Here is a 14,956-nt window from a genome sequence, read left to right as displayed (position 1 = left end):
TCATGAAAGCGAATATCGACTATACGGAATTGGAGGTGACGACCAACTTCAGCTTTTTACGGGGCGCATCGCACCCGGAAGAGCTCGTGGACCAGGCCGCCGCCTATGGATATACTGCCATCGCCATCACCGACCGCAACAGCCTCGCCGGCATCGTACGGGGGCACGTCGCTGCCAAAGCCAAAGGCATGCGCATCATCCCGGCCTGCCGGCTGGACCTCCTGGATGGCCCGTCCCTGTTGGCCTATCCCAGGGACAAAGCCGCATATGGCCGTCTGTCGGCCTTGCTGACAACAGGCAACCTCCGGGCGGAAAAAGGCGAATGTCATCTGTATAAAGCGGATGTATATGCGCAGAAAGAAGGCATTCAGTTCATGGTCATCCCACCCGTATCCTTAACACCCTCCTTTGAAATAGCGCCGGCGTTCGTCCATGCGCTTCAGGAGTACCGGGAGGCAATCTCCCGGGATCTTTACCTGGCCGCCACCCGTCGCTACCTGGGCGATGATGCCAGGCAGCTGCACCGCCTTTCACAGCTGGCGAGCCGGCTGGGGATGCCCCTGGCAGCAACGAACGATGTGCATTATCATGAGCCGGAACGCCGCTACATGCAGGATGTGCTCACCTGCATCCGGGAAAAATGCACCATCGATACGGCCGGATTCAGGCTCCATCAAAATGCGGAACGCTTCCTGAAGCCCATTGCAGAAATGCAGCGCCTTTTCCGGAATTATCCCGACGCCCTTCGGCAGACACAGGTCATTGCCGATGCATGCCGGTTCTCGCTGGACACGCTGCAATATGTCTATCCCGAGGAGTTTACCAGTGAAGGACGCACCCCGCAAGAAGAATTGACCTTACTCACATGGGAAGGAGCCCACAGGCATTTTGGGGAGAAGATACCCGAAAAGACCGTGGCGGCCATTCACCACGAGCTAAACTTTATCGGGCAGATGAATTACGCATCCTATTTTCTTACAGTACATGACCTCGTCCGTTTCGCCCGGCAGCAGAATATCCTCTGCCAGGGACGGGGTTCGGCGGCCAACTCCACGGTTTGCTACTGCCTGGGCATCACTTCCGTCAATCCCACTAAGATCGACCTGCTCTTCGAACGCTTCCTGTCAGCCGCACGCAATGAACCGCCGGACATCGATGTGGACTTCGAACACGAAAGACGGGAAGAAGTGATCCAGTACGTTTACCGGAAATACGGCCTCGACCGCGCCGCCATCGTAGCCACCGTGACCCAGGAACGGCAGAAAGGCGCTATCCGGGATGTCGGCAAGGCGATGGGGCTATCCATCGACACGGTCAGCAAGCTTTCAAGTTTCCTGGGCGAGTTCACGATGGATGGCATCGAACGGCAACGCCTCATCGAACACGGGTTCAACCCGGAGGATCGCCGTCTCCGCCAGGTGCTGCACCTGACACAGCAGCTCATGGGGTTTCCCCGGCAGCTGGGTCAGCATACGGGTGGCTTTGTCATCACGCAGGGAAAATTGTCGGACTTATGCCCCATCCTCAACGCCCGCATGGAAGACCGCACCTGCATCGAATGGAACAAGGACGATATTGATGCCCTGGGCTTTTTGAAGATCGATGTGCTGGCCCTCGGCATGCTGACCTGTATCCGCAAGGCCTTCGACCTGGCAAAAGCGCAATATGGCCTGGACCTCACATTGGCCAATATTCCCGAAGATGATCCTGCCGTGTACGACATGATCTGCCGGGCTGATACCATTGGGGTCTTCCAGATCGAAAGCCGCGCCCAGATGGCGATGCTGCCTCGCCTCAAACCCCGCTGTTTCTATGACCTCGTCATTGAAGTAGCCATTGTCCGGCCCGGCCCCATCCAGGGAGATATGGTCCATCCCTATCTCCGCAGACGCGATGGACTGGAGCCCATAGAATATCCTTCTAAAGAGCTGGAAGAGATCCTGGGTAAGACCAAGGGCGTGCCGCTGTTCCAGGAACAGGCCATGAAGATCTCCATTGTGGCCGCAGGGTTCTCTCCGGCAGAGGCGGACGAGCTGCGCCGCAGCATGGCGACCTTCAAAGCCAAGGGGATGGTCGCCGGCTTTAAGGAAAAGCTGATCAACGGCATGCTGAAAAATGGGTACACGCTGGATTTTGCCGAACGCATCTTCCGGCAGCTGGAAGGATTCGGTTCCTATGGATTCCCCGAAAGCCATGCCGCCAGCTTCGCGCTGCTGGTGTACGTGTCTTCCTGGATAAAATGTTACTACCCCGACGTATTCGCCTGCGCGCTCCTGAACAGCATGCCGATGGGCTTCTACCGCCCGGCCCAGATCGTCATCGATGCACGCAAACATGGCGTCGAGGTCAGGCCCGTGGACGTCAATGCTTCGCAATGGGATAATACACTGGAAATGTCCGAAGGTAAACCCCGGGCGCTGCGCCTGGGATTCCGTCAGGTGAAAGGACTCCGCGAGGAAGATATGCAGCTGCTGGTAAAAAGCCGGAAGGAGGGATATGCCAGCATGGACGAGCTGCATGCCGCCGGAATCCCGCCGGCTGCCCTGGAAAAGCTGGCCCGGGCCAACGGCCTGCGATCACTGGGCCTGCTTCGCCGCCAGGCATTGTGGGAGCTGTCCCGCACCGATCCGCCCGTCGGTCTGTTCGTGGGTAAGCCGGCAGCCACCCCGGCAGAAGAAAAAGTAACCTTGCCTCATATGACCGCCGGCGAGCATGTCCTGCAGGATTATGCCGCCACGTCCTTGTCCCTGGAAGCTCACCCCGTCAGCTTCGTCCGGGAGAAGCTGCAGCAGCTGCATATCATATCGACAGCGCAGCTGTCGGAGAGAAAAGATGGGGACTACGTCCAGGTTGCCGGTCTGGTGCTGGTCCGCCAACGGCCCGGGACAGCCAGCGGCGTCGTTTTTATTACCATTGAAGATGAGACAGGCACTGCCAACCTGGTGGTGTTCCGGGCGCTTTTTGATCAATACCGCAAGGCGATCCTGCAATCCCGGCTGCTAATGGTGGAAGGCAAATTACAAAAGGAAGGAGAGGTCATCCATGTAGTGGTAAAGAAGTGTTATAATCTCAACCGCTTGTTCGCAGGTTTGATGGACGCCGGTGATAATTCCACGAAAAAGGAGATCCCGGCGCAAATGGACGTGTTTGATAAAGGAAGAAATTTTAAGTGAGGAGGTCATCAGATTGTCCACCTGTCGATGAACCGCCTGAGCCCTTCCCTGTACTGGTTCCCAATCGTAATAGCCACATTGCCGACGTGAACAGAGGATTTCGTGATCGTATCGATCTTTGCCAGGGATACAATGAAAGATTTATGCACCCTCAGGAACTGACCGGCAGGCAGCTTTTCTTCCACACTTTTCAGCGTGGCCAGCGACATCACAGGCTTGTCGTTCCCCACGGTATACACTTTGATATAATCCCTGAATGCTTCCACATACCTGACGTCCCCGAAATCAACCTTCACCAGCTGATGATCCGCCTTGACAAATAGATACCCCTGTCCGGGCGGATTTGCCTGGGGAATGGCGGGCCTGACACCTCCGGAAATATCCATGCCAAGCCTGGCCCTGTTGGCAGCGCGTAAGAACTCGTCATAATTGAATGGCTTCAACAGGTAATCGACTGCATCCACCTTGTAGCCTTCGATGGCATAGTGGTTATAGGCCGTGGTAAAAATTATACGTGGCCGCACGGGCATATTGCCCGCGCTCAGGATACGGGCCAGCTGCATCCCGCTGATATCCGGCATTTGAATATCCAGGAAGATCAACTGCACGTCTGTTTCACAGAGAGCCTGGAACGCCGTTGCAACATTGCCGTAACAACCTTTCAGCCGCAGGAAAGGCGTCTGTTCGATAAATGTGCTGACAAGGCTCAAAGCCAGCGGCTCGTCGTCAATAGCGATACAGTTGACCATCATAAGTTCAGTTCCAGACCATCGAAATAAGGTAAAGTTAGCCCAATGACACCTGCGGTGATAAAAGAAGCAACATAATAAGACTCACTGGCGATCAAACGGGGAATTTCATCTGTGAAATTTTTTATTGTCGGCGACGCGGCCGACATCGGACATATGAAGCCTTTCATCGGATGATGGCCTCCTTTTGTCGATACGGTTTTATGGGATGCGCCATCCATCGCAATTTTACCAACGATGATAAAAAATGGTTTTATCCCCGTCATACCCTTTGTGCTGCCCATTTTGTGGGCCTCTCCTGCACATGCGCAGGTGTGTATACAGGGCACGGTCTATGATAAAACAATGATCAATGGATTGCCGCAAGTCACCATCAGCAACACCCGGGGAGCAATAGCCGTCTCCGACTCATCAGGACATTATTCGATCAGGGTGGCAAAAGAAGATACGATCTACTTTTCCTATCTCAACCAGCGGACAGCCGCATTTCCTGTAAAAGATATTCCGGATCCAGCCACCTTTAGCGTGAGCATCGAAGTGACGGGGCCAGCGCTCATGCCTGTTTACGTCAATCATAATAGCTATTATGCGGATTCTGTATTAAACAGGCGCGAGAACCGGGAAGGATTTGAATATAAACATGGGTCGTTCGTGCGCAATATACGCTTGATGCCTGGCGGCCAGGGTCTCATGGCCGGGGCGGCGCTGGACATGGATATTTTTTTTCACCGCGACGTTAGAAGAAGCAAAACGCTGATTCAAAAATGGCTGATCGAAGAAGAACAGGACAAATATATTGACCACCGGTTCAATAGAACCATCATCAAAAGGATCACCGGGCTGGACTCGGCAGATCTCCAGCTGTTCATGCGCATCTACCGGCCAGGGTACGAGTTTATAAGATCCTTCCAGACAGACTGGGAGCTGTACAGCTACATCCTGGAATCCAGCAGATCTTTTTTGGCGGATCAGAAGAGAAAACTACCGATCACAACCCCTGACTAAATAAATTTCCCTCTATGACAATAATTTCCTGCAAGAGATGCCTGTTCGTAATTCTTTTCACCACCCTGTTGGGATACAACGCCCGGCCACAGGTAAAATTCGGTATTAAAGGCGGGCTGACATTCGCCGAAATGCTGGCTTCCAAAGAGCAGACCGCCACGATCAGCTCCATTTCCATGAACATGATCAATTTTCCCCGCACGAACGTCAACGCAGGAGCGTATCTCGACATTCCTGTTTTCCGGAAATTACATCTGCAACCCGAAGTCCTGTATAATAACCAGGGTTCTTACTCGTTGCCCCGCCACAACTATGTGGTCAGTGCCACGGAAATGTACAAGCTGAAGTATCTTAATTTTCCTATTCTTTTAAAGTGGCAGCTTCCTTATTATACCTATTTCGCAACGGGCCCGCAGTTCGGTCTCTTGCTGGATGCAAAGATCGACCAGGCTTTACTGGACAAGGAACACACCTATTCTGTAAAAAGCCAGTATAAGCCGAACGATTTTGGCTGGGTGTGGGCCATAGGATATATGAGCCCGGTGAACATTGGCATCGACGTCCGTTATTACCTTGGGTTCAAAGACATTAACAATGCTTCCGCCGCCTCGGCCGCCTCCCTGCCTGTACAGAACGGCCGCCTCCGTAACAGCGGGCTGCAGATCGATATTTTTTTCCAGTTCGGCAGGAACCGCCTGCCGCCGTCTTCTCCCGACAGGTGACCGTAGTCTCCCGTCCTGACGGGCTGTCCGGCAATGTCAGCTTCTTTTCCCGGCTACGTAGACAAAAAACGGGCATTGATCGCAATTCTCTCCGGACTTCTGTCCTTGGCTTTACCTTTGACCCGAATGTCAAAGAGAAGTCTCGCTTCCGACAGTGGCCCCTGGTATTCCGGCAAAGGAACGGTTATCCTTTTGCACGCGCTCGCGTGGGCGGTCTTCTTTTCTCTTCCTTATCTTCTCAGGCCTCCCTTCACAGCGGGCGCAGCGGGTGAACCGGTACCCGACGAAAGGGCGATCGATCTGCTGCAGCGCATCACCGATGCGTGGCTGATATTGTCTTTCTACCTCAATGCACTGATATGGATGCCCCGGTTCTTTCATCACCGCAGGTACGGTATATTCATAGGAGCTCACCTGGTGCTCTTTTTATTGCTGGCCGGCGGTAACTGGCTCTTTATCCGGACAGCAGCCACACATACCGCGCAATCTTGGCGCCCCATCCTCTTTTTTAGCCTGTTCTCTTACTTATTTGTCCTTGCATGCAGCACCGCCTTCCAACTTACCCGGGACAGGCTGAAAGCGCAAAGACTGCAAAAAGAAAAAGAAAATGTAAACCTGAGAACCGAGCTTTCATTCCTTCGATCCCAGGTAAGCCCGCATTTCATGTTCAATGTCCTCAACAACATGGTGGCATTGGCGCGGAAAAGATCCGAAGAGCTGGAACCATCCCTTATCAAACTATCCCGTCTCATGCGGTATATGCTATATGAGACGGATGAAGAGAAGGTCTCCCTGGAAAAAGAGATCGAATACCTGCAAGCCTATATCGACCTCCAGTCGCAACGGTTCGGCCACCAGGTAAAGGTCAAGGTGGACATTGAGATTGCAAAAGGCGAGTATGTTATTGGACCCATGCTGCTCATCCCCTTTGTGGAAAATGCATTCAAGCACGGGACGGGGATGGTCACAGACGCAGAGATCGATATCCAGCTCAAGGCTGGCAACGGTCAGTTATGCTTCCTCGTGCGAAATAAATTTGACCCCGCTTCCACCGAGGTCAGGGATAATACCAAAGGCATCGGTCTGCCCAATGTCCAGAGAAGATTGAATTTACTATATGATCAGAAACATTGTCTTCTAACTTCGGTAGACAAAGACTACTTTCTTACCTCCTTAAAAATACAGTTTGAGCCATGATGCGATGTGTAGCCATTGACGACGAGCTCCTCGCCCTGGAGCTGCTTGCCGATAATATCAGCCAGGTGCCCTATCTCCAGTTGGTGGGAAAATATTCCAATACATTGCAGGCTATTCCGTTCCTCCAGCAGGAGCGCGTAGACCTGCTGTTCCTCGACATCATGATGCCCGGGATGACGGGCCTCCAGTTTCTCAGAAGCCTGGCGGAGAAGCCGATAGTTATCCTCATCACCGCCTATGATCGGTATGCCCTCGATGGTTTCGAGCTGGATGTCGTAGATTATCTCCTCAAGCCGGTGGCATTAGACCGCTTTGTCAAAGCCTGCAATAAGGCTTATGAACTGTTTCAGGCCCGCAGCAGGCCTGCCGAAGCTCCCATATACAAGCATCCGGGCTATATTTTTGTCAGCTCCGATTACAATCTCTTAAAAATAAACTTGCCCGAGATTGTCTGGATCGAGGGCCTGAAGGACTATATCCGGATACATCTCCATCAATTGCAAAAGCCGGTGGTAACGAGAATGAATTTGAAAACCTTTGAAGAAGACCTTCCGTCATCTGACTTCATACGCATCCATAAGTCCTATATTGTATCTATCCGGCACATTACTGCCATCCGCAGGAACAGTGTTTTCATCGGGAGCAAAGAGCTACCGGTTGGGAACAACTACAGGGCCGGTCTTATCGCGCTCACCGGCCGGCTGGAATAAAAGCCGCTCACCCTTCACCCTTCACCCTGCGCTGGTACTCCGTCGGAGTCGCATGGAACTGTCTGAAAAATGCCTTGCCAAAATTGCTTTGTGAATTGAACCCCACCATTTTTACCACCTCGAATACTTTATAGCTGGTGGTCGAGATCAGTTCGGCCGCCCTGTTTAACCTCGCCACATTCACCAACTCGTTGGGCGTCAGGTCGGAGACGCATTTCACTTTTCGGTAAAAGGTCGGACGGCTCATGTTCATGAGCCTGGCCAGCCTGTCTACGTTCAGCTCCTTGTTGTGGAGATGCGCAAATATGATCTCATTGAGCTTGTGCAGGAATGTTTCATTTTCGTCCGGACCCGCGTCGCCCTGCACATGGTCAGAAAAAGAACGGACGAAATAGTCCTTCAATCTCGCCCTGTTGGCCAGAAGGTTACCGGCCTGCGCCTTCAAATATTCCTCCGTCAGCGGCCGCTCTATACACGCGTCTGCCCCCGATTGGAGGCTTTTGATCCTGGAAGACCTGCCGTCGATCAGGAGAATGACGGGAATATGGGAAAAATGGACGGAGGATTTGAGATGGGCGCACAATTGAGTGCCATAAGCGTCTGTTAGTTCCAGACCGCTGATAAGTAAATGAATTTCTTGCGATTCTATTATCCTCAATGCCTTCCGCTCACTGGTTGCCGTAAAAAGATGGTAAATATCGCCCAGGTACTCGTAAAGGTCATTCAATTCATCTCTATCCTGGTCGGCTAAAAGTATCCGGCAGGCAGCGCGGTCTTTTTGGAAAGACGGGACAGGTGCCAGCGCTTGCCGGAGATCAGGCAGGACAGCGCCGGCGCGGGAAATGGGCATGTTTGCAATCATTAATTACAAAGGTATCTGCGTCAGATAGTTAGCCATGCATGATTTGTTGAAATTTATAGCACAATTGTTTAGTTTTATGATAAAAGGGCTAACTTGTTCCGTTGACCCCACTACTTGCATGCCGATCAGGAATTATATATTATTTCTTTGCCTTGCCCAGATGGCGACGGTGGCATCGGCGCAACCTGCCCATATCAATTTCACTTCGCTGACCTCCAGGGACGGATTGTTGTCCAACTCCGTGAATGCGATCCTAAAAGACCGGTACGGATTGATGTGGATCGCCACGGATGATGGCCTGAATAAGTTTGACGGCACCAACTTTACGGCATATCGCAAGCAGGCAGGGGATACGGCTAATCTCTGGGCCAACGAGATCCTTGCGTTACATGAGGATAAGGCAGGCCGCCTGTGGGTGGGGACCAGCGGAGGGGCCGTAAGCCTGTATGACAGAATGCATGACAAATTCATCCATTATCCGCCCGGAGGGGGGGGCGATGGGTTCTTATCCAATGCGGTGGTCCGGAGCATCTGCAGCGACTATGAAGGTAAGATCTGGATAGCGCAGTTCTCGGCGCCCTATGTGCTCGACCCGGCAACAGGGCATATATCGAAGATGGATCTGACGCCGTATGACCACGGCGGTCCGAATAAATTGTCCCTTCTTTGTGTTTTCGAGGACAGCCGGAAGAGGATGTGGGTGGGCACGGACAAAGGGCTTTTCCTTTATATAAGGTCAACGCGCACTTTTAAGCAATACAGGCATGATAACCTGGACAGCTCCAGCCTGGTGAACGACTATGTTCAGGCATTGGCCGAAGACAAGGAAGGACATTTATGGATTGGGACAGGAGGCGGGCTATGCACAATGCGGCCGGATGAAAAAGCATTTATCAGCGCCCGTAAAATAGATGGCAGGAACAGCGTGCTGAATGAAGGTCAAATCAATGCGATTACGGTAGACAACGATGGTATGTTATGGGTGGCGACGATGAACGGGGTGCACGTGCTGGATCCGCATACGGGCCATTCGGTGACCTACTTGCCGGAAGAAGGAAATTCCCACAGCCTCACCAGCGGGTCGATCCGGAGTCTTTACATCGATAAGGAGGGTATTTACTGGTTTGGCACCTACCGGGGCGGCATCAATAAATATGACAGGAACCTGAATCTTTTCAACGTCAAGCTGGGCGATGCCTTTCATGATAATGGCTCCCAGACCTCTGTCGTAACTTCTTTTGAACAGCAGGACGACGGAAATATATGGTTGGGAACAGACGGAGGGGGACTCTATACATTCGACCGGAAGACGGAAAAGCTCCGGCCTGAGCACATCCGGGTGGGTGACAGGCAGCCTGGCGCATTTTCAGTCCTGGCGTTAAAGAAGATAAAGACGGGCGCCTTATATATAGGTACTTTTGCAAAAGGGCTGATCATACTGGACCCCGTCAGCGGGAAGGCAAGGCGCCTGACAATGGGCCCGGGCCCGGGTGACCTGAATGCAAACGATATTTATTGTATCAGGGAAGATAGACAAGGGCTGGTATGGCTGGGTACGAATGGCGCCGGGATCAATGTTCTGAAGAACAATAAGGTCATCGTCCGCTATACGCCCACACCTAAAGCGCCGGGAGACATGCTCCTGCCGGCAAATGGTTATATCAGGGCCATCGAGGAGGACAGGGAAGGAAATATGTGGATAGGGACCCATGGAGGCGGTGTCGCTGTCTATCACCCTTCGACAGGAAAATTCACCGTATACGACCAGGGCAATAGCAATCTGCCCAGTGACAAGATCTTTTCCCTTTTATTGGACAGCAGGGGTTGGATGTGGTTGGGTACATATGGCGGCGGATTAAGCGTATTCGACAGCAGGACCGGACAGTTTACCAACTACACTGAGAAGGATGGATTGCAGAATGCTACTGTCTACCAGGTAGTGGAAGATGCGCGCGGACAGATATGGGTAAGCACCAATACGGGGATCAGCAGCCTGGACGTGCAAACGAAGATTTTCCGAAATTTTACGAGTTACAATGGCATCCAAAATAACAATTTTGTCCATGGATCAGGGCTGCGCTCGTCAGATGGCGAGCTGTTCTTCGGGGGACTGCAGGGGTTCAACTACTTTAATCCGGCGGCGCTTACGACTAACCGTAATGTCCCCACCGTGATGCTGACGAACCTGCAGGTGGCAAACAAACCCGTCGCTCCTGGCAATGAGTCGCCGATCAAAGAACATATTTCAGTCGCCCGGGAGGTCCGGCTGGCATATAGACAAAATTTTGCCCTGAGCTTCGTTGCCTTGAACTATACATTGCCCAGGCAGAATCACTACGCATACAAGCTGGAAGGGTTCGACAAGGACTGGAACTATGTGGACGCGATGAATACGGCCTATTATACCAATCTCGATCCCGGGGAGTACGTCTTTCATGTGAAGGCCAGCAATAATGACGGCGTATGGAGCTCCAGGGACACGTCCGTCAGGATCTATGTCAAACCTCCTTTCTGGCGGACGCCATACGCGTACGTGATATATGTGCTGGCCGCAGGCGGCCTCTTATTGTACAGCCGGCATCGGGGGCTTTCGAGGTTAAGAAAGAAGCTTGCCCTGGAGCAGGAAAGGGAGGAAGCCCGGCGCATACAGGAGCTGGACAGGATGAAATTGAAGTTTCTTACCAATCTGAGCCATGAGTTCCGAACGCCCATTGCACTGATTATGGGGCCGGTGGATCAAATGCTGTCAGAGGGACATGGCCAGCCATCGCATGACAAGCTGCAGATGGTCCGGCGGAATGCGCGGCGGTTGCTGCACCTGGTAAACCAGTTGCTGGATTTCAGGAAAATGGAGGAGCACGAACTCAGGCTCCACCTGGAGAAAGGAGAGTTCGTCTCTTTCGTGAAAGACGTCTGCCATTCTTTTACAGACCTTTCGGAAAGGAAACATATCACATTTGCTTTTGAGACCAGGGTGGACAGCCTTTATGTGCTGTTTGACAGGGATAAGATCGAGCGGATCCTGTTCAACCTGCTGTCCAATGCATTTAAGTTCACGCTGGAGGGCGGAACGATCACCTTCGCATTGGAGGAGCTGGAAGGGGACGACCATGCAGACACCAGGTGGATATCCATAAAGGTGATGGATACAGGCATTGGAATACCACAGGATAAAAAGGAAAAGATATTCCAGCGGTTTTTCCAGCACGCGTCTGCCGCCGCCATACTGAACCAGGGCACGGGCATCGGTCTTTCCATTACAAAGGAGTTCGTCAGGATGCATGGCGGGGTAATAGAGGTGGAAAGCCAGCCGGGACAGGGAAGTGTCTTCATGATACGTCTGCCATTGACAAAGGCCGCCGCGGGCGTAACAGAGGAGGCGCCGCCCCCGGAGATCGATGCGGCGGAACACGGGACGGAAACATCGGCAACAGCGCCTGTGACGGACAATGCCGTTGGAATGCCTGCCATCCTGCTGGTAGAGGATAATGAGGATTTCAGGTTCTATCTGAAAGACAATCTGAGGAATAAATACAAGGTAATAGAAGCTGCCAATGGCAAAGACGGATGGCAGAAAGCCCTCTCGGCTCATCCGCAGCTGATCGTCAGCGATATCAGCATGCCTTATATGGATGGGATAGAGCTCACGCGCAAGCTGAAGGGCGACAAGCGGACGAGCCATATTCCCGTCATACTGCTGACGGCCCTGAGGGAAGAAGAGCAGCAGCTGAAAGGACTTGGGACGGGAGCCAACGACTACGTCACCAAACCTTTCAATGTTGAAGTGCTGCATGCCAGGGTCAGGAACCTGCTGGCGCTGAGGAATACGTTGCAGACCACGTTTACCAGGCAGATCAATGTGCTTACGCCTGAAGTGGTCATCGAGTCGGAAGACGAGAAGCTGTTGAATAAAGTGGTGACCTATCTTGAAAAGAACCTTAACAGCGACCAATTGTCGGTGGAGTCGCTGAGCAAAGAGGTGGGCATGAGCAGGAGCTCGCTGTACAGCAAGATCCTGGAGATCACCGGAGAGACCCCGGTGGAGTACATCCGTTCCTTTAAATTGGGAAAGGCGAAGGTACTGCTGGAAAAAAGCAGTCTCACCATTGCCGAGATCGCTTACGAGGTAGGATTTTCCACCCCCAACTATTTTGCGAGAGCATTTAAGGCTAAGTACAATATATTGCCTTCTGAATACGCAAGTACGAAGAAATAGAACCCAAATACTGATTAGTATGGACAGCCCCAAAGAGGTCACCATTTATGATATTGCAAAGAAGCTGGACGTCTCCCCGTCCACCGTAAGCCGGGCTTTGAAGGACGACCCGACTGTCAGTAAAAATACAAAGAAAAAGGTCTTCGAGACGGCCGCCCGGATGGGCTACCGGTCAAACCAGTTTGCCAGGAACCTGCGCCAGCAGCAGTCCCTCACCATCGGCGTGATCGTCAGTGAACTGAACAATCCCTTTATCACCTCCGTGCTGTCGGGCATCGAAAAAATTGCAGGCGAGGCCGGATATGGCATTATTATAACAGACTCCTCACAAAGTGCGAAGAAAGAGGCTGCCAACGCGCAGAACCTTTTCCAGCGGCGGGTGGATGGGATAATCGCGTCATTGGCGCCCGATACGAAGGACCTGGCTCATTTTAAGCCTTTTGTCACCAAGGGCATCCCCGTTATTTTTTTGGACAGGGTAGAGCACATGGCGGAAAGCACGTCGGTGGTGATCAACAACGTTATGTGCGGCTATGTCGCCACTAAACATCTGATCGAACAGGGATGCCGGCGGATAGCGCATGTCACGTCTGCGCTGCAGCACAATATTTATGCACAGCGGTATAAAGGCTATCGGGATGCATTGGAGGAAAATAAGATACCATTTGATGAATCGTTGCTGGTGATCATGGAGGAGGCCGAGGAAGCCGGCGAGGCGGCTGCTAAAAAGATCATGAGGCTGCAACCCATGCCTGACGGAGTTTTTGTCACCGGCGACTTTGCCGCCGCCGTCTGCATACGCACATTCCAGGACAACGGTGTTCGCGTTCCGGAGGACATGGCAGTAGTAGGGTTCAATAATGAAGTAATAGGCAGGCTGATTAAGCCAACCTTAACTACGATCAACTACCCCGGGAAGGAAATGGGCGAGGCGGCTGCAAGGAATCTGGTGAATCATCTGAAGGGTTTGGGTAATATAGGCAGCATCAGCACCTTGACGATACGCGCCGACCTCATCGTGCGCCAGTCTTCCCTGAAGACTGGATAATAACACTTTCTTATCAAAACTTGGTCATAACGTCTCATTCTCCCCCGGAATACATAGGAGCCGGCTGGTTTGTCGCAACGAACTATTAAATTAGGTAGGAAGAAAATTCGCGTCCGTCAGGGATTTTTTGTCGCGATGATAGCAAAGTATGCTTTCTTGGGCTGGTAGTTCCTGTCAAACGGCAGGGGATAATTGGTGCGGCCACGGATGGGAAAGTCATTGAGCCAGGACATACCGTCATCTATTCCCCAGAACGTGATACGGCTGATCTTGCCTTTATGCCGGAGAAAGAGACGGAACAGGTCCGCATAAGAGCTGGCCAGCAGGTCCTGCGCCGAATCAGGCAGTCCATTGGTATACGGATTCATGCCGGCCCTGTTCGCGGCCACCTGCCCTACATCGGCCGTGTTGTGATCCCAGGGATTCGGTAATACACTAAGATCCAGCTCGGTGAACATCACTTCAACGCCAAGGGCGGAAAATTCCAGGATGCTGGCTTCGATGGCTGCCAGGGGAACATTGCCGGACTTCCAATGTCCCTGGATACCCACGCCATCGATACGGACACCCGCCGCCTGTATCTTTTTAATAAGGGCGATGGCGCCAGCCCTCTTCTTCGGCTGCTCGATATTGTAGTCGTTGTAATAAAGCCGGGTGTGCGGCGCCGCTTTTTGCGCGAGACGAAAGGCTTCTACGATATAGTCTGGCCCCAGTTTTTTAAGGAAGATCGAATTGCGGAGGGTGCCGTCTTCATTCAGGGCTTCGTTGACGACGTCCCAGGAATACACCTGGCCGTCATAGCGGGAGGCGATAGTAGTGATGTGGTTGACAAAATAGGCGCGCACCGAGTCCGCATCCTGCATCCTGCGTAGGAAGGTCGGCAACTGGCTATGCCATATCAGGTTGTGGGCGTTCACCTTGATGTGATTCCTTTGGGCATAGGCCACCAGCTTGTCGGCAGGATCGAAATTATATCGATCCCAGGCAGGATGCATGATCTCCGCCTTCATGATATTTTCAGGCGTGAGGGCGTCAAATTGTCGGGGGATCAGCCGGGCGGCGGCAGTATCTTTTTCCTCTGTCTGACGGGTGTTGATCGCTGCGCCAATGAGGAAGTCCCCCCGGAATGCTTCTTTCAGGGCGGGGGTCTGTGCCGACCCATGCAGGGAGACCAGGACGATGAGCGCGGGCAAGGCAATACGCATATATTATTTTTTTGGCTTTATAAGACGCGTGAAAAAACAAAACTAATATTTTTTTCAATCGGTTGAAAT

At 52.5% G+C, this 14,956-nt stretch carries 10 protein-coding genes; 7 read left to right on the top strand and 3 right to left on the bottom strand.

The features are described 5' to 3' along the window. The first annotated feature begins 2 nt into the window (after window positions 1–2). On the top strand, window positions 3–3,173 hold the full coding sequence (locus Q4E93_RS07085) for an error-prone DNA polymerase (RefSeq protein WP_303583781.1): 3,171 nt from the start codon (window positions 3–5) through the stop codon (window positions 3,171–3,173). An 8-nt stretch (window positions 3,174–3,181) separates the two neighbouring features. Here the strand turns inward: Q4E93_RS07085 and Q4E93_RS07080 are convergent, their stop codons facing one another. Further along, a complete protein-coding gene (locus tag Q4E93_RS07080; protein ID WP_303583779.1) occupies window positions 3,182–3,925 on the bottom strand; it encodes a LytR/AlgR family response regulator transcription factor in 744 nt (247 codons plus the stop codon). Window positions 3,926–4,159: 234 nt separating this feature from the next. Between Q4E93_RS07080 and Q4E93_RS07075 the strand changes: the two genes are divergently transcribed. The 4 genes from Q4E93_RS07075 to Q4E93_RS07060 all read left to right on the top strand — a co-directional run bounded on the left by Q4E93_RS07075 (window position 4,160) and on the right by Q4E93_RS07060 (window position 7,556). Continuing rightward, window positions 4,160–4,927 (top strand): peptidase associated/transthyretin-like domain-containing protein, encoded by a 768-nt coding sequence (locus Q4E93_RS07075; protein ID WP_303583778.1) that lies wholly within the window; start codon window positions 4,160–4,162, stop codon window positions 4,925–4,927. A 14-nt stretch (window positions 4,928–4,941) separates the two neighbouring features. Further along, the gene (locus Q4E93_RS07070; protein WP_303583776.1) at window positions 4,942–5,649 is read left to right on the top strand and encodes a porin family protein; all 708 of its coding nucleotides are present in this window, start codon (window positions 4,942–4,944) and stop codon (window positions 5,647–5,649) included. Between the two features lie 126 nt (window positions 5,650–5,775). Beyond that, entirely contained in the window at window positions 5,776–6,846 is a 1,071-nt protein-coding gene (locus Q4E93_RS07065; protein ID WP_303583774.1) for a sensor histidine kinase, read from the top strand. Further along, window positions 6,843–7,556 carry a LytR/AlgR family response regulator transcription factor gene (locus tag Q4E93_RS07060; RefSeq protein ID WP_303583772.1) on the top strand — a complete coding sequence of 238 codons (714 nt, stop codon included), beginning with the start codon at window positions 6,843–6,845 and terminating at the stop codon, window positions 7,554–7,556. The genes Q4E93_RS07065 and Q4E93_RS07060 overlap by 4 nt, the downstream gene beginning before the upstream one ends. Window positions 7,557–7,563: 7 nt before the next feature. On the opposite strand, the gene Q4E93_RS07055 is transcribed toward Q4E93_RS07060, so the two are convergent. Next, window positions 7,564–8,406: a helix-turn-helix domain-containing protein gene (locus tag Q4E93_RS07055; RefSeq protein WP_303583770.1), complete on the bottom strand. Its 843-nt coding sequence runs from the start codon at window positions 8,404–8,406 to the stop codon at window positions 7,564–7,566. 88 nt (window positions 8,407–8,494) lie between these two features. Between Q4E93_RS07055 and Q4E93_RS07050 the strand changes: the two genes are divergently transcribed. Next, window positions 8,495–12,634 (top strand): hybrid sensor histidine kinase/response regulator transcription factor, encoded by a 4,140-nt coding sequence (locus Q4E93_RS07050; RefSeq protein ID WP_303583768.1) that lies wholly within the window; start codon window positions 8,495–8,497, stop codon window positions 12,632–12,634. 19 nt (window positions 12,635–12,653) lie between these two features. After that, window positions 12,654–13,682: a LacI family DNA-binding transcriptional regulator gene (locus tag Q4E93_RS07045; protein WP_303583766.1), complete on the top strand. Its 1,029-nt coding sequence runs from the start codon at window positions 12,654–12,656 to the stop codon at window positions 13,680–13,682. 116 nt (window positions 13,683–13,798) lie between these two features. On the opposite strand, the gene Q4E93_RS07040 is transcribed toward Q4E93_RS07045, so the two are convergent. After that, a complete protein-coding gene (locus Q4E93_RS07040) occupies window positions 13,799–14,887 on the bottom strand; it encodes an endo-1,4-beta-xylanase (protein WP_303583764.1) in 1,089 nt (362 codons plus the stop codon). Window positions 14,888–14,956 lie beyond the last annotated feature (69 nt).

This window comes from Flavitalea plasmicola, from assembly GCF_030546645.1.
GTDB lineage: Bacteria > Bacteroidota > Bacteroidia > Chitinophagales > Chitinophagaceae > Puia.
The sequence above is the reverse complement of the archived record's forward strand: the minus strand, read 5'-3'. Positions and strand labels throughout refer to the sequence as shown.